Here is a 15,714-nt window from a genome sequence, read left to right as displayed (position 1 = left end):
ATATTAATATGAAATCTTTTTTAATCACCTTACTTTTATTTGTTGTTCAGTTTTTTTCTGCGCAGGAAGAATTATACGCAAATGGTGTTTTTAATTTTGAAGAAAACAAAACGCAGAAGATTTTTACGGATCAAACGAGAGTCAGACAGCAACCGAATGTAAGTGCCCAGATTTTAGATTCTTTGCAATCTAATCAGCAGGTTTCAATCATTAAAAAAGATGACACTGTTTTGCAATTAGGTCAAAGAAACTCAAATTGGTATAAAGTTTCTTATCGTAAAGAGAATAAAACTTTGGAAGGTTACATTTGGGGAGCAAATCTTTGTATCGGTTACAGAAACAAAAATGGTTATGATTTTCTTTTCGGAATTTCAAAAACGGTTAATAAAATAGACAAAAATTTTAATCAAAATTACAAACAGAATATTGCAAGTGTAAAAGTTGTTGAAGGAAATTCATTAATCGATGAGGTTTTCTTTGAAACCGGTTCCGGCGAAAGTTTGAGTTATGGAACTTTCACTATCGAAAGCAATCACAAATTACAGAATGTTGATTTCACTTTAAAAGCAATCGTTTCCGGAGAAGCATGCGGAATCGCTGGTTATGATCAATATATTTTATTTAAAGATAAAAAATTGATTTCTCTTCCTCAACTAATGAACGTTGGTGATGCTGATGTCTATCATCACAGTGAAGAATTTATCTTTCCAAACGATAAAGGCGGAATTCCAAACGCTTTTATTTTTAAAATGGAAGAAATGGAAAAGGACGAAAATGACAAGGAGAAAGTAAAACGTTTGTCTAAAACATATCTTTGGAATGGAAGTTCTTATAAGTTGAAATAATATTTTTACTAATAAAATTGAAAACCACTGTACATTTACGGTGGTTTTTGTTTAGCAAATTGAATATGATGAATTACTTTGTTTATTTTCTTGAACATATGTATACAGATGAAACTCATACTTCATGTAAATTTTTAGGATATTTTGATGATATGGAAAAGCTGGAAGAAGCAAAAGAAAATGCTTTGAAACTTCCGGGATTTAGAACCTATCCTAAAGGGTTGATTATTAGGAAATATCAATTAAATAAAATTCATTGGCAAAGCGGATTTTGTAGCGTTATAGGAGAGATTGGAAGAGATTATTTAAATGAATTAGATGTTATTACTGAAGGGAGCAGATCAATAAAAGAGTTGAATTTAGAACATATTTTTCAAATAAGTCACACCTACACAATTCATAACTTTTTAGATGATGAAAGAATAATTGGAGTTTTTTTAGATGAAAATAATGCTAAAGAAATCGTAGATGATCTCAAAAATAAGAAAGGATTTAAAAAGCATAAAGACGATTTTATAATAGGTAGATTTACTTTAAATAACCAATTGTGGACTACAGGATTTTAAACTGTATAAATAAATTTGAGTACAGTCTATAAGAGAAGTAAATAATATAAAAAAAGAGAAACCACTAATGATTTCTCTTTTGTGAGCGCGTCAGGATTCGAACCTGAGACCGTCTGCTTAGAAGGCAGATGCTCTATCCAGCTGAGCTACGCACCCATTTGTAGTTTTATGAAAACTACTAAAAACATTTCGAGTGGCAGATTTCAAACTTAAGACCGTCCCGATGAATCGGGATGCTCTATCCAGCTGAGCTACGCACCCATTCAATAGTTTTGAGAAAACTATTAAAACAGTCGGGGCGGCAGGATTCGAACCTGCGACCTCCTGGTCCCAAACCAGGCGCGATGACCGGACTACGCTACGCCCCGATTAAGGTCATCTAAAACAAATATTACCTTGTTTTTTGTGGGTGCAAAGATATGTTTTTTTTTGTAATTAAAAAATAAAATGTTAAATAAGTTTTCATGAAGATGTTGAATTACTTTTGAAATTAACTTTACCTTATTAGTAATCATTGATTTATCTCGTTAAAAAATGAATAAAAGAATTTTGAAATTTTCAATGTTGTTCATGATTTTAGCATCGTTTATCACTAATTCAAAAATTGAAAGCGAATTGTCACAGGTGTTCTCAAAAATAAATTCTTTGAATCTTCAAAAGATTGGATTTCTATGAAAAATTCTGAATAATAAAGTATTTCACAGAAACACGTGAGTAATTAAATAAAAAAAGAGAAACCAATAATGATTTCTCTTTTGTGAGCGCGTCAGGATTCGAACCTGAGACCGTCTGCTTAGAAGGCAGATGCTCTATCCAGCTGAGCTACGCACCCATTTGTAATTTTGAGAAAACTACTAAACATTTCGAGTGGCAGATTTAAACTTAAGACCGTCCCGATGAATCGGGATGCTCTATCCAGCTGAGCTACGCACCCATTTGTAATTTTGAGAAAACTACTAAAACATTTCGAGTGGCAGATTTCAAACTTAAGACCGTCCCGATGAATCGGGATGCTCTATCCAGCTGAGCTACGCACCCATTTGTAATTTTGAGAAAACTACTAAAACATTTCGAGTGGCAGATTTCAAACTTAAGACCGTCCCGATGAATCGGGATGCTCTATCCAGCTGAGCTACGCACCCATTGAATAGTTTTGAGAAAACTATTAAAACAGTCGGGGCGGCAGGATTCGAACCTGCGACCTCCTGGTCCCAAACCAGGCGCGATGACCGGACTACGCTACGCCCCGAATTAGTCTTGCTGCGGAGAGTAAGGGATTCGAACCCTTGGTACCGTTACCAGTACGCATGTTTAGCAAACATGTCCTTTCGGCCTCTCAGGCAACTCTCCTGTTATAACGTTTTTGAATGATCGCTATTCCGTTATTGCGAGTGCAAATATAGAATACATTTCCTTATTTACCAAATAATTTTAAGAAAAAAATTGTGTATTTTTGAGCAAATAATAGGTTAAAAATATAAACTAATGCGTAAAACATTATATATCATCGGCTTAAGTGTTTTCGTTTTTTCGTGTACTTCACAGAAAAATGTAAAGAAAAATACCATTAAGCCAAGAACAGCTACTGCACAGTCAAAAACACCAGTTAAGACCAGTACTGCTGTGAAAAATAAATCTGAAATTGACACAGAGCATGGTGTGGAATTTTTCAGAACCAATATTGCAGATATCACAAAAAACGACAATACTGCAAGTTATGGCTCTATCGTTTCTGCAAAACCTGCTGGATATAAAGTTGTGAAAACGCATTTTCCGGCAATTGCACAAAATTTCAGACAGAAGTATCTGATTTTGCATTATACGGTTTTACCTGATGATAAATCTGTAGAAGTTCTTACTAAACAATCAGTTAGTGCGCATTATTTGGTAAATAACCTTGGAGATAATGAAATTTATCAGTTAGTTGATGAGAATAAACGTTCATATCACGCTGGTGTAAGCGCATGGCGATCAGATAAAAACCTTAATGACACTTCCATAGGTATCGAAATTGTAAATATGGGTTACAAAGCTGACGCCGCAGGAACAAAAACTTTCGAACCATTTGGTGATGACCAGATCAAAAAAGTTGCTGCATTGGCAAAGGATATTGTTGTAAGATATAATATTCCGCCGACAAATGTTTTGGCACATTCAGATATTGCTCCAACGAGAAAACAGGATCCGGGACCACTTTTTCCGTGGAAAAAACTCTATGATGAATATCAAATTGGAATGTGGTACGATGAAATGGCAAAACAGAACTTTTTAACTTTAGCACAAGCTGATATTGAGGTTAAATATAATGAACCATCATTTATTTTTGTAGTACAGACGGCTTTACAAAAATTTGGGTACGATCTGTTACCAAATGGAAAGTGGGATGACGCCACAAAAAAGACAATCGAAGCTTTGCAGTATCATTTCAGACCACAGAATTACAGTGGAGTTTTAGATGCTGAAATGTGGGCGATTTTGCAGGCTCTCAACCAGAAATATCCAACAAAATAATTTAAACTGTTAAAAATATCAATGGAAAATTATAGACAGGAAAGCGATTTGTTAGGAATACTTAATGTTCCTATAGATGCTTATTATGGAGTACAGACACAGAGAGCGATTGATAATTTTAAAATTTCAGGCCAGCTTCTTTCGTCTTATCCCGAATTTATCAAAGGTCTGGCTTTCGTGAAAAAGGCTGCTGCAAAAACCAATTACGAACTTGGTTTACTTGAAGAAGATCTTTATATGAAAATTGCTGAGACTTGTGACGAATTGGTTGAAGGATCACTTCATGCTGAGTTTCCGATAGACATGATTCAGGGTGGCGCAGGAACTTCTGTTAATATGAATGCCAATGAAGTAATTGCAAACAGGGTTTTGGAGAAGCTTGGTAAAAATAAAGGCGAATATGTATTTTGTTCACCAAATGATCATATCAATCTCTCACAATCTACCAATGATGCTTATCCGACGGCTATCAAAATGGCATTATTGCAGATGAATGAAGGTTTGGTTGAAAAGCTGAAAAACATAGTGGAAGCATTTAGAGCAAAAGGGCAGGAGTTTCAGGGTGTAATCAAAATGGGTAGAACTCAACTTCAGGATGCGGTGCCGATGACGATGGGGCAGGAGTTTGAAGCTTTTGCTGCTACACTGGAAGAAGATATTTCTAAATTAAATAATAACGCAAATTTATTTGTAGAAGTTAATATGGGGGCAACCGCCATCGGTACGGGGATTAATGCTCCGGTAGGTTATGCAACATTGTGTGCAAAAAACCTGGCCGAAATCACGGGATATCCTGTAGTTTCTGCTCCCGATTTGGTGGAAGCGACTCCGGACACGGGTTCTTATGTTATCTACTCGTCAGCCATGAAGCGCCTCGCTTTAAAGCTCTCGAAAATCTGTAATGATTTAAGATTGTTATCTTCTGGTCCGAGGGCAGGTTTATCTGAAATCAATTTGCCGCCAATGCAACCAGGATCATCAATCATGCCCGGAAAAGTAAATCCTGTAATCCCTGAAGTAGTGAATCAGGTTTGCTTCAAAGTAATCGGTAATGATCTTACGGTTACTTTTGCCGCAGAAGCAGGACAATTGCAGTTGAACGTGATGGAGCCTGTTTTGTCTCATGCCATCATGGAAAACATTCAGTTTCTTTGTAATGCGCTAGATACTCTCCGTACAAAATGCGTTGTCGGGATTACCGCTAATAAAGAAGTTTGTCTCAATATGGTAAAACACAGCATCGGAATTGTAACAGCATTAAACCCTTACATTGGATACAAACAATCTACTCAGATTGCAAAAGAAGCTTTAGAAACCGGACAGAGCGTATATAATCTTGTTTTAGAGAAAAATCTACTTTCTCAGTTACAATTAGATGAGATTCTGGATCCACGAAATATGTTGAAGCCTCACAAAATGTAATTACTTTAAGATACATATTTTTAGATCCTTATATTAATAACATTGCATAGATATGCTCTGTTAAAATCAATTTAAATTATTATTTAGCATCAATTAATTAAATTATTTTGTGAAGTTTTTAATTATCATTCCCGCGCACAACGAACAAGATAACCTTTCATTTACTTTAGATTCTTTACAACAACAACGTTTTGAGGAGTTTAAGGTGGTCATCGTGAATGATGGTTCTACGGATAATACTTCTGAGGTTATACAAAAATTTACATTGGCAGATTCTCGCTTTGAAACCATTAATTTAGAAAAATCTGCCCATCAGCCAGGTTCTAAAGTGGTGAATGCCTTTAAAAAAGGATTGGAAACTCAGAACACTCGTGATTTTGACATCATCTGTAAATTTGATGCTGATATTATTTTAGAAGAAAATTACCTTTTTGAAATCGAAAAAGCATTTATCAATAATCCTAAATATGGATTGGTTGGAGGTTTATTGTACATCGAAAAAAACGGAGCGTGGGTTTATGAAGGTAATTCCAATAAAAATCATGTTCGTGGTCCGATGAAGGCTTATAGAAAAGAGTGTTTTGAAGCAATTGGAGGTTTGAGAGAAACTTTAGGCTGGGATAATATTGATTCTGTTTTGCTTAAAAATTTGGGTTGGGAAGAAATTGTTTTACCCGACTTGAAAGTTAAATTAATCAAGATAAAAGGCGCAGATTACACAATAAAACCCGCAGATTATTATGGTAGATACTTTTATTTTTTAGGGTTAAATAGGTTTTTGACGTATGTCGCAGCCGGAAAAGAAGCTATGAAAATAAATTCACCTTGGTTTCTTTTTCAAATTATCAGTTCATATGAAAAATGTAAATCTCAAAATCTCGAATTGAAGATTTCAAAAAGCGAACAAAAAGTCATTAATGAGCAGCGATGGAATATGTTTAAGAAGAAATGGTTTAAACTTTAAATTCAATAGCAACGGGCTTTAGCCCGTTTTTCTGGAAGCAAATATCATATCTGGCTTTAGCCAAAACTTAAAATTTTAGATTGAAAAAAATAGCATACATAGAAATCGATACTCATGCTGAAATTGCACAGGTTTTTATGGATTTAATGCAAGAATCTACAGAATTTGATGTGAGCTATTATTTCTCAGAAAAGATTAAAAATCAGGTTCTGGGAAACGGAAAAAATATTCATATTTCCGATTCTTCAATGATTTTGGATCAGTTATCGACGGAAAAGTATGATTTGGTGATTATCGGAACTGTTCATCGTTATTTTAATATCTTCTTGGCGATTAGTGAGAAACACAATACATCAATTATTGTTCATAATATCAATTTTTCGAAGATTTCGAAATCAGATTTAATCATAAATATATTTAAAAATGATCTGATGTTCAGGCTGAAATTGTGGTTGAAAGAAGGATTGTTCTGCACGAAGAAAGCATACGAAAATGCTAAAAATTATTTAGTTCTCGATCAAGAATTGGCTGATGGCAGATATAAATTCCTACCTCTTTTTTACACTAAAAATTTCAAGAAAATAAGTAGTGATATTCTAACAATAGTTGTTCCGGGCGGAGTTTCTCAGAAGCGAAGAGATTACGATAAGATTATTAAAGAAATTAATGATCTGGAGATCAAAATTAAAAATGGATTGGCTCTCAGAACTAAGCTTATCGAATTTGTTTTTCTTGGAAAAGCTAAAGGAAATGAGCTGAAAAAAATGGTAGACTTAGAGCGTTCTCTGGAAAATGTCAATATTCAATATTTTTCAGAAAGAGTTTCAGCAAGTATCTTTGACGAATGGATGCGAAAAGCCGATGTTTTGTGGTGTCCGATTCAGGGGGAGGCTGAATTTTTCAGCAACAGAGAAATTTATGGCAAAACAAAAATGACAGGAAATTTAGGTGACGCTATTAAATATGGTAAACCTGCAGTTTTCCCGAAAAATTATTCTTCAAAACTTGAATTTATCATTCCGGAAGAAGAAAATTTGATAGAGCAATTTTTAAAACTAAAAAATTTCCAATACAATTTTCAAAAAGATTTTGGCCGGGAAAAAATTCAAAAAGATGCGGAAATCCTTCTCAATCAGTTAATGGCTATTTAAATTTTAGTACGCTTTTGATGAATTTTATATTCAGATATTCCTCAATAGGGAAAATTTTCGTGAAATGATTTCCGATAAAAATGAGGATCAGAACAACGGCTGGTTTATAAACTAGATTGATGAATTGATTATCAAAATTGGGTAAAACAATAGCAACCGTAATTGCAAGTGTACAAATGATCGAAACAAAAATCATCTCTATACTCAAAGGAGAGACCTTGAACATAATGTAATTGAAGATTATCTTGATGACGTTATAAGTCGTAAGAGAAATTGCCGTAGACAAAGCGATTCCCATCAATTTGAGATCAGTATGATTGATAAAATACAGATTGAGACCCACCGTCAAACCTGCCAGTAAAAGCATTACTAAAATATTGAAACGATAATATTTTGAAAGAGAGATAATATTGCCGTTAAAACCTGTTGCAAGATCAATTAAAACTGCTGAACCCCAGATCCATATAACGGGAGTGTATTCCTGCAATTGAAGACCGTTTTTAGGCATAAAGTGCGTGAGAAAAGGAAATCCTACCATAATACAAGAAAAAAGAACTGCGCCTAAAAAATAGAGCGTTAATGAGGTTTTCTTGTGGAATCTGTCGAGTTCTTCCATATCATTTTCGGCAAGATTTTTACTGATGATAGGTGCAGAAATATTAAATAAACCAAGCTGCGGGATAGATATTAATGAGATCAACGCATACAAAACCGAATAAATTCCGTTTTCTTCCATTCCTAAAAATTCACCGATCATGAAACTATTGATCGCTAAATAATTCCCGAAAGTTCCTAAAAAACCAAAAAAACTGTAATTTGAAAATTCTTTCCAGAAAGAATCTTTTTTAAAATAATCTGTACTGAAATCAAGATTAATTTTTTCGAGTCTGTTGGTATAATAAATATAGCCTGATAGCATTAATGCGAACATTCCGAAAAAAAATGCATAGGCAATTTTTTCTGATAATGCGAAGTAAAAAACCAAACAGAACGCTCCAAGATTGGCTATTTTTGGAAATAAATTATCAAAAATATTAGAAACTACGATTCGTTTGTAATTGGAAGTATATTTATTGAAAACTGTGCAAAATGACAGCAGTAGAATCATAGGCAAGATCACTTGCTTGATCTTCCACGCTTCTGTATTTTTAAAGTTCGGAAATAGGAAAGGAATAACGAAAAAGATAATGGAAAATATGATGAAATTTACCAAAATTGCTGCAAGAGAAAGAGAAAGCATGTTCTGTTTTTTGCCGTCTTTTTCAACTTTATGGAAAAATTTCACATTAGAATAAGAAATTCCCAGTACTACAAAAGGTACCAGCATCTCTGCGGTAGGCAGAATATATCTCAGTTTTCCGTAAAATTCAAAATCATTAGGGAAAATAAATATCGCTGAAATGGTTCCTATTAAAAAGCCAAAATACCCAATAATTGAATATTTAAATCCCTGTCTTGCAACTACACTCATAAGATTTTAGTTTTTCGGGATAAAAATGATATTGTTGATATAGTCGGTTTTATTTTTTTCGTCGCTGATGTTTTTCAGTAAAATTTCGTGAGTTAATTTTTCGAGAGCAAAACTTTTTCTGTTAAGATAATTGGCTTCAAAACCCCAGCTTTCGACTTCCGAGATTTTGTTCCAGATTGGCTCGTCGTGGTGCCGCTGCTCCATCTCAACCATTAATGTTGGCTTGTAATGCTGTATGGTTTCTTTTCCTCCGAAAAGCGTTTTCATTTCATTTCCTTCAACATCAATTTTGATGAAATCAATTTTTTGAAGGTTTTTAGATTTCGTCCAGTCATCCAATTTTATGACTTCTACAGTTTCGGTGTAGCTTCTTTCTTCGCCTTTTTCTTTGTATGAAGTATTCAGTGTGCCTCTAGAAGCAACCATTTTTCCTTTAATGACAGGAACTTTAAATTCTGCAGTTGTATTTTCATCAGAAAGTGCAACAGATGAAATATTCATCGACGGAAAAAGTCTTTTCAATCTCGTATTAAGCTTTTTATTAGGTTCGAAAGCGTAAATATTTTGATGTTTAAGTTTGCTTTCGAAATGATAAAGGAAAGTTCCTACATTGGCTCCGATGTCGAAAATTACTGCATCATCATTTAAATATTCTCTAATCCAAACCAACTCCGGCTCTACATTACGCTGTGAAAAATTGTCTTTAGTAAGATATTTTAAATTTTTAAAATATCGCTCTTTATAAAAGGTCGGACTGATGTATTGTAGATATTCTGCGAGTTGCTGGTATAAAGACATTGATTTCTTTTTTTTGACGACCGACAAAGGTAGTAAAAAATGTTAAAATGATGTTAAATTAAATCAAATGCAAACTATTGTCTCATAAGGATTTATATTATTTGATAATGGTGAATTACTCTGCCCTGTCGGAAAATGGTGCATTTAAGAAATCTTTCAGTGGTTTTGCAGATTTCATGATAGCAGTGAGGTTTTGTACAGCATTTTTATCCATAATATCTTTGTTGCTAAGATGATGAGATCCGATAAAACTTTTGAGTTTCAGATATTCAGCCATCGGATCTTCTTTTTCAAAGCCTTGCGGAATTTTTTTCAGTTCATGTTCACGATCTAATTCTCCATAATGCTTTTTAAAATCTTTATCATCAACTGTTTTCAGAAAATCATCTTTAAAAACTGAAATTTCTTTCCTGATTATTTTTAAAACTGCTGCTTCGGGAAGATAAATTCCGCTTGCTACGAAAGATTTTCCCGGCTCGAGGTGAAGATAGTGACCCGCTTTTTCATTACTTTTTCCCATCCCGAGTGATGCGCCAAAATAGGTTTTGTACGGAGTTTTATCTTTAGAAAAACGAATATCTCTGTAAATTCTGAGTAGAGATTTTTTGGCATCCAGCTTAGCGACTTTTTCATCATATTTTCCGAGTTCCTGAATAAGATTTTCTACAAAAATCTCGAATTCGTTTTGCGCTTCTGTGTAAAGATTTTTATGGTCATTAAACCATTCACGGTTATTATTTTTATTGAGTTCGTCGAGATATTTGAAGATTTTCGCTGAAATTGCTGCTGCCATTTTGTTTGTTTTGGTCAAAATTAAATAAAACATATGAGACTTCTGATTTTATGGCTGCTTTTGAAGATTTATCATAATCATTGTCGAATTATATAAACCGTCTGTTGCAAGGTTTATTGAGAATCTGTTAAATTTAAATTAAAATTTTTGTCCTTTTTTTGCATAAACAGAAAAATAATTGGAGTTTTATAAAATAAATTTATCAATTCGTTAATATTAGATAAAGCATTATCCAATTATATGTTGTATCTTTGCAAAAATTTTATATCAATTAATGAATTTATTTACGGAGACCAATTTAAGTCCTGACATCCTTAAGGCCATTGGCGAACTGGGTTACGAAAGCCCGACAGAAATCCAAAAACAGACTATCCCTTTTATTCAATCAGATATTCGCGATCTAATCGCACTTGCGCAGACAGGGACAGGCAAAACAGCAGCGTTTTCGCTTCCGATTTTGGACATGATTGACGATACGAGTCGCAAAATCCAATTTTTGGTGCTTTGCCCGACACGAGAACTATGTCTACAGATTTCTAAAGACATTAACAACTATTCGAAGTACATGAAAAACATCAAAACTACAGCAGTTTATGGTGGAAGCAGTATTACGGATCAAATGCGTTCTTTGAGAGATAAACCTCAAGTAATTGTAGGTACTCCGGGAAGGGTGATCGACTTGATCAACAGAAAAGCTCTTGACTTCTCTGAAATCCACTGGATGGTTTTAGATGAAGCAGATGAGATGCTATCGATGGGTTTCAAAGATGAGTTGGAAACAATTCTGAGAGAAACACCGGAAACAAAACAAACTTTCTTGTTCTCTGCAACGATGAGCAAAGAAGTAGAAAGAATTTCTAAAAGCTACCTTACAACGCCTCACCGTATTTCTGTGGGTTCTATTAACGAAGTTAAGAAGAACATTAAGCATGAATACTATGTTGTAGGTTACCGTTATAAAAAAGAAGCTCTAAAGAGACTTATTGATGCAAACCCGAATCAGTACTCCATTATTTTCTGTAGAACAAGAATGGAAACTCAGGAGGTTGCAGACTTTTTGATGCAGAATGGCTATGCAGCTGATGCTCTTCATGGTGATCTTTCTCAGGCGCAGAGAGATACGGTAATGAAGAAATTCAGATTAAAAAATATTGATATCTTGGTTGCGACAGACGTTGCTGCTAGAGGTTTGGATGTGAATTCACTAACTCACGTTATTCACTTCTCTTTACCAGATGATCCTGAAGTTTTTGTACACAGAAGCGGAAGAACGGGTAGAGCAGGAAAAGACGGTATTTCTATGGCTTTAATCAAGCCGGAAGAAAGTAGAAAACTGAAGCAGATCAAATCGACTACGAAGATTGATATCGTTGAAAAGAAAATTCCTACAGGTGACGAGGTAATGTCGGCTCAGGTAACAGGAGTTTTTGAAAAATTAATGACAGAGCACGAAAATATTTTTGAATTTGATCAAAATCTTGTTCCGGATTTAAGTAATTTCACCAAAGAAGAATTGGTTGTTCAGTTGTTGCAATTCCAGTTAAAAGATCTTGCTCTATATTACAAAGACAAACAGGATCTATTGGATCAGAAGTTCAACAACCGTGATGATGACAGAGGCGGAAGAGAGAGAGACAGCAGAGGTGGAAGAGATCGTGACAGAGGAAGAGATCGTGACAGAGGAGAACGTAGCGACAGAGGTGAAAGAAGAGGAGATCGTGGCGATCGTGGTGGTAAACCAAGACAGAGAGACGAAAATATGACTAGATTTTTCTTCAACCTTGGTAAAAAAGACCAGTTGAAAAAACTAGATGTATTGGAAATAATCAATAAAGCTACATCAAGCAAAGGAAATAAAAGAGCTGAGATCGGAAACATCGAAATTCTTGAAAAATTCTCTTTCTTTGAAGTTGAAAAGGCTTTCAAAGGAGAACTTCTTGGAAACATTCAGTCAATGAAATTTAAAGGAAAAGATATGAGAGCTGAAGAGGCTAACTAATCTGAAACTTATAAATATATCAAAAGCCGGCAATTTGTCGGCTTTTTTTATTTTGAACAATTTAAATAAACAGTAAGACTTAATCTTAATTCTTTGACTGCTAAATTGATGCGCGCTCGATATTATATTTAGCAATGTGTGTGAACAAATATTAATTCAATATTAACAAAAATTAATGCAAGTTGCTTTTTGTTAAGATGCTTTTTTAGGAAATTTGCACACGAATAAATTAAATACAATTTACAAATGGCAATTGGTAATATTTTCCACGCATTTCAGCCAAAAGATAAAATTTTCTTTGTGCTTTTCGAAAAAGTAACAGAGAACTTAGTTGCAATGTCTAATGACTTCAACAACGGCGTAAAAGATTTCGATCTAAATGACGACGCAATGTTGAAACTGATGAGCGACTATGAGCACAAAAATGATGAGCTCACTCATGAGATCTTTATTGAATTGGGGAAAAACTTCATCACACCTTTCGACCGTGAAGATATTCACACTTTGGCAACAGGTCTTGATGATATTGCAGATTATATCTACGCTTCTACGAAATATATTTTCTTATACAAATCTCCGATGATGAAGGCTTATGCAGACTTCTCATTATTGATTCACAAGGCTTGTCTTGAAATTCAGAATGCCATGAAAAATCTCAAAGGTTTTAAAAACATGGAGCAGGTGAAGGAAGCTTGTATCAAAGTAAATTCTATCGAAAATATTGCTGATGATCTTCTTTCAAACTCTATGGTAGAGCTTTTTGAGACGAATGATGCCATCAATATCATCAAAATATCCTCAGTTCTAAACTATCTTGAGATCGTAACCGATAAAGCAGAAGATGTTGCCAACACGATTGAGAACATCATGATTAAATACGCTTAAAAACAATACATAACAAAAATGGAATTTCCTATTTTACTTACGGTTATTATTGCTTTGGCTTTAATCTTCGATTATATTAATGGTTTTCATGATGCAGCCAATTCTATTGCGACGATTGTTTCTACAAAAGTTTTAACGCCGTTTCAGGCTGTACTTTGGGCAGCACTCTGGAATTTTGCCGCTTTCTTTATCGCTGCGTATATCATTGGTGAGTTTAAAATCGGTAACACGATTGCTAAAACCGTCAACGAAAATTTTATTACGCTAGAAGTTATTTTTTCAGGTTTAATTGCTGCAATTGCATGGAACCTTTTAACATGGTGGTTCGGTATTCCTTCATCATCATCTCACACGCTGATTGGTGGTTTCTTAGGAGCAGCATTAATGCATGCTTTTTTAATGGATTACCGCGAAGTTGTAGCTGCCACTCCGGATTTAGGAATGTGGGAAACTGTAACGCAGACCGTGTCAAAGGTTGCTAGTCAGGATGTTGTGAAATTCAGCAAAGTAATTCCTATTTTCTTATTTATTTTCCTGGCACCGATTATCGGGATGGTAATTTCGATTATCATTACTTTAATCATTGTGCATCTTTATAAAAAGTCGAATCCTCATAAAGCAGATCAATCTTTCAAAAGATTACAGTTGGTTTCTTCGGCTTTGTTCAGTTTAGGGCACGGTTTGAATGACGCTCAGAAAGTAATGGGGATCATCGGAGCTGCTTTAATTTACTACCACGTGAACATGCTTCAGGATCCTGTTTATCTAAATATTGAAACTGCTGAACGTTTTAATTATTTTGCACAGCATTATATGTGGGTTCCGTTAGTTTCTTTCATCGCGATCGCATTAGGAACCATGAGTGGAGGCTGGAAGATCATCAAAACAATGGGAACAAAAATCACAAAAGTAACTCCATTAGAAGGTGTAAGTGCTGAAACTGCTGGTGCAATAACGCTTTTTATTACCGATCACTTCGGGATTCCGGTTTCTACGACACATACGATTACCGGTTCTATTATCGGTGTTGGATTAACAAAAAGAGTTTCTGCAGTACGTTGGGGAATTACAGTAAGCTTACTTTGGGCTTGGGTTTTAACGATTCCTATTTCGGCAATTGTTGCTGCGCTTACGTATCTTGCAGTAACTTATTTGACTTAATTAAAGAAATAAATCATATCACAAAACTTTGTCTCAACAGGCAAAGTTTTTTGTTTTGAAACCCCTAAGAAAATCGTATTTTTGTTCAAATTAAAATCTTTTATGGAATTCTTAGACACCTACCAACAGATTGTTGCTGATGCCATTACTAAATATACGTTTAAAGATAAACCCGCCGAGTTATACGAACCGATGAATTATATCATCTCGCACGGAGGAAAGCGCCTTCGTCCGATCATGGTATTGATGGCGTGTGATTTGTTCGGAGGTGACATGAAACAGGCTATAAAGCCCGCTTTGGCGATTGAGTTTTTCCATAATTTTACGCTGATTCATGATGATATTATGGATGAAGCACCACTAAGAAGAAATAAACCTACCATCCATACTTTACACGGAATCAATGTTGGAATTCTTTCCGGAGATGGATTGATGCTGAAAGCTTACAAATTCTTTGAAGATCTTGAACCGGAAATTTTTAAAGCGTGTATCAGAATTTTCACCCATACAGGTTTGCTTCTGTGTGAAGGTCAGCAATATGACATCAATTTTGAAACTCAGGAAAATGTGACTTTTGATGACTACATCAGAATGATTACTTATAAAACCGGAGTTTTAAGCGCATCTTCATTTGAGATTGGTGCTTTGATTGCCAAAGCACAGTTTAAAGATGCTAAAGCGATCTTCAATTTCGGAAAACACATCGGAATCGCTTTTCAGATTATGGATGATTATTTGGATGTATTCGGAGATCAGGCACAGTTTGGTAAGAAACACGCAGGTGATATTTACGAAAATAAAAAAACTGTTCTTTATCTTTTAGCCAAAGAACACGGTACAGAAGAAGAGAAAAAAGAACTGGATTACTGGTATTCCAAAAAAACGGATAATATTGATAAAGTCTACGGTGTTGAAAAGATTTTCAGAAGAACAAAAGTTGACGAAAAAGCATTACGTCTGATCGAAAAGCATAATGAAATCGGTCAAAGTTATCTTTCAAAAATAGACATTGCCGAAGATAAGAAAAAACCGTTTGCTGAGTTGGCAAATTACCTTTTGAGAAGAGAAAGCTAATTTTCAGGTTGCAGATAATAGGTTTTACTTAACAGTTTATCTACAATCTAATATATTCAATCTCTTACCTAATA

The 15,714-nt window shown here is 34.6% G+C and carries 13 protein-coding genes and 5 tRNA genes; 10 read left to right on the top strand and 8 right to left on the bottom strand.

What is annotated here, in order from left to right; genetic code table 11:
• Positions 1–8: 8 nt before the first annotated feature.
• Positions 9–845, top strand: coding sequence for an SH3 domain-containing protein (locus tag PGH12_RS07500; RefSeq protein ID WP_267597544.1), 837 nt, complete (start codon positions 9–11; stop codon positions 843–845).
• A gap of 68 nt (positions 846–913) precedes the next feature.
• Positions 914–1,411 carry a hypothetical protein gene (locus PGH12_RS07495; protein ID WP_267597543.1) on the top strand — a complete coding sequence of 166 codons (498 nt, stop codon included), beginning with the start codon at positions 914–916 and terminating at the stop codon, positions 1,409–1,411.
• An 82-nt stretch (positions 1,412–1,493) separates the two neighbouring features.
• On the opposite strand, the gene PGH12_RS07490 is transcribed toward PGH12_RS07495, so the two are convergent.
• The 5 genes from PGH12_RS07490 to PGH12_RS07470 form a co-directional block, all read right to left on the bottom strand.
• A tRNA-Arg gene (locus PGH12_RS07490) sits at positions 1,494–1,567 on the bottom strand.
• Between the two features lie 137 nt (positions 1,568–1,704).
• Positions 1,705–1,779, bottom strand: a tRNA-Pro gene (locus PGH12_RS07485).
• A gap of 390 nt (positions 1,780–2,169) precedes the next feature.
• A tRNA-Arg gene (locus tag PGH12_RS07480) sits at positions 2,170–2,243 on the bottom strand.
• 342 nt (positions 2,244–2,585) lie between these two features.
• Positions 2,586–2,660: transfer RNA gene (locus PGH12_RS07475), tRNA-Pro, on the bottom strand.
• A gap of 14 nt (positions 2,661–2,674) precedes the next feature.
• Positions 2,675–2,761 (bottom strand) — tRNA-Ser (locus PGH12_RS07470).
• Between the two features lie 135 nt (positions 2,762–2,896).
• Here PGH12_RS07470 and PGH12_RS07465 point away from each other — a divergent pair.
• From PGH12_RS07465 to PGH12_RS07450, 4 genes are all read left to right on the top strand, one after another.
• Positions 2,897–3,922, top strand: a complete 1,026-nt coding sequence (locus PGH12_RS07465) for an N-acetylmuramoyl-L-alanine amidase (RefSeq protein ID WP_267597542.1) — start codon at positions 2,897–2,899, stop codon at positions 3,920–3,922.
• Between the two features lie 21 nt (positions 3,923–3,943).
• Positions 3,944–5,344 (top strand): aspartate ammonia-lyase, encoded by a 1,401-nt coding sequence (gene aspA / locus PGH12_RS07460; RefSeq protein ID WP_267597541.1) that lies wholly within the window; start codon positions 3,944–3,946, stop codon positions 5,342–5,344.
• Between the two features lie 109 nt (positions 5,345–5,453).
• Positions 5,454–6,308, top strand: coding sequence for a glycosyltransferase family 2 protein (locus tag PGH12_RS07455; RefSeq protein ID WP_267597540.1), 855 nt, complete (start codon positions 5,454–5,456; stop codon positions 6,306–6,308).
• Between the two features lie 80 nt (positions 6,309–6,388).
• The gene (locus tag PGH12_RS07450; protein ID WP_267597539.1) at positions 6,389–7,459 is read left to right on the top strand and encodes a hypothetical protein; all 1,071 of its coding nucleotides are present in this window, start codon (positions 6,389–6,391) and stop codon (positions 7,457–7,459) included.
• Here the strand turns inward: PGH12_RS07450 and PGH12_RS07445 are convergent.
• The 3 genes from PGH12_RS07445 to PGH12_RS07435 all read right to left on the bottom strand — a co-directional run bounded on the left by PGH12_RS07445 (position 7,452) and on the right by PGH12_RS07435 (position 10,521).
• Complete coding sequence (locus PGH12_RS07445; RefSeq protein WP_267597538.1) at positions 7,452–8,930, bottom strand: lipopolysaccharide biosynthesis protein; 1,479 nt, start codon at positions 8,928–8,930, stop codon at positions 7,452–7,454. The genes PGH12_RS07450 and PGH12_RS07445 overlap by 8 nt on opposite strands.
• Positions 8,931–8,936: 6 nt before the next feature.
• Positions 8,937–9,728, bottom strand: coding sequence for an FkbM family methyltransferase (locus PGH12_RS07440; protein ID WP_267597537.1), 792 nt, complete (start codon positions 9,726–9,728; stop codon positions 8,937–8,939).
• A gap of 115 nt (positions 9,729–9,843) precedes the next feature.
• The gene (locus PGH12_RS07435) at positions 9,844–10,521 is read right to left on the bottom strand and encodes a DUF2461 domain-containing protein (RefSeq protein WP_267597536.1); all 678 of its coding nucleotides are present in this window, start codon (positions 10,519–10,521) and stop codon (positions 9,844–9,846) included.
• A gap of 274 nt (positions 10,522–10,795) precedes the next feature.
• Here PGH12_RS07435 and PGH12_RS07430 point away from each other — a divergent pair, with 274 nt between their 5' ends.
• The 4 genes from PGH12_RS07430 (at position 10,796) to PGH12_RS07415 (ending at position 15,640) form a co-directional block, all read left to right on the top strand.
• On the top strand, positions 10,796–12,520 hold the full coding sequence (locus PGH12_RS07430) for a DEAD/DEAH box helicase (RefSeq protein WP_267597535.1): 1,725 nt from the start codon (positions 10,796–10,798) through the stop codon (positions 12,518–12,520).
• A gap of 246 nt (positions 12,521–12,766) precedes the next feature.
• Positions 12,767–13,405: a DUF47 domain-containing protein gene (locus PGH12_RS07425; RefSeq protein ID WP_129536417.1), complete on the top strand. Its 639-nt coding sequence runs from the start codon at positions 12,767–12,769 to the stop codon at positions 13,403–13,405.
• A gap of 18 nt (positions 13,406–13,423) precedes the next feature.
• Positions 13,424–14,566 (top strand): inorganic phosphate transporter, encoded by a 1,143-nt coding sequence (locus PGH12_RS07420; protein ID WP_267597534.1) that lies wholly within the window; start codon positions 13,424–13,426, stop codon positions 14,564–14,566.
• A 102-nt stretch (positions 14,567–14,668) separates the two neighbouring features.
• A complete protein-coding gene (locus tag PGH12_RS07415; protein WP_267597533.1) occupies positions 14,669–15,640 on the top strand; it encodes a polyprenyl synthetase family protein in 972 nt (323 codons plus the stop codon).
• Positions 15,641–15,714 lie beyond the last annotated feature (74 nt).

Source organism: Chryseobacterium sp. CY350 (genome assembly GCF_027945075.1).
In the GTDB taxonomy this organism is placed as follows: Bacteria; Bacteroidota; Bacteroidia; order Flavobacteriales; family Weeksellaceae; genus Chryseobacterium.
Note: the sequence above shows the minus strand (reverse complement) of the source record. Positions and strands in the feature narration are given on the sequence as shown.

Coding starts and splice junctions, on each gene's coding strand:
- PGH12_RS07500 (WP_267597544.1), top strand. CDS start 9: ATGAAATCTTTTTTAATCACCTTACTTTTATTTGTTGTTCAGTTTTTT.
- PGH12_RS07495 (WP_267597543.1), top strand. CDS start 914: ATGAATTACTTTGTTTATTTTCTTGAACATATGTATACAGATGAAACT.
- PGH12_RS07465 (WP_267597542.1), top strand. CDS start 2,897: ATGCGTAAAACATTATATATCATCGGCTTAAGTGTTTTCGTTTTTTCG.
- aspA (WP_267597541.1), top strand. CDS start 3,944: ATGGAAAATTATAGACAGGAAAGCGATTTGTTAGGAATACTTAATGTT.
- PGH12_RS07445 (WP_267597538.1), bottom strand. CDS start 8,930: ATGAGTGTAGTTGCAAGACAGGGATTTAAATATTCAATTATTGGGTAT.
- PGH12_RS07440 (WP_267597537.1), bottom strand. CDS start 9,728: ATGTCTTTATACCAGCAACTCGCAGAATATCTACAATACATCAGTCCG.
- PGH12_RS07435 (WP_267597536.1), bottom strand. CDS start 10,521: ATGGCAGCAGCAATTTCAGCGAAAATCTTCAAATATCTCGACGAACTC.
- PGH12_RS07430 (WP_267597535.1), top strand. CDS start 10,796: ATGAATTTATTTACGGAGACCAATTTAAGTCCTGACATCCTTAAGGCC.
- PGH12_RS07425 (WP_129536417.1), top strand. CDS start 12,767: ATGGCAATTGGTAATATTTTCCACGCATTTCAGCCAAAAGATAAAATT.
- PGH12_RS07420 (WP_267597534.1), top strand. CDS start 13,424: ATGGAATTTCCTATTTTACTTACGGTTATTATTGCTTTGGCTTTAATC.
- PGH12_RS07415 (WP_267597533.1), top strand. CDS start 14,669: ATGGAATTCTTAGACACCTACCAACAGATTGTTGCTGATGCCATTACT.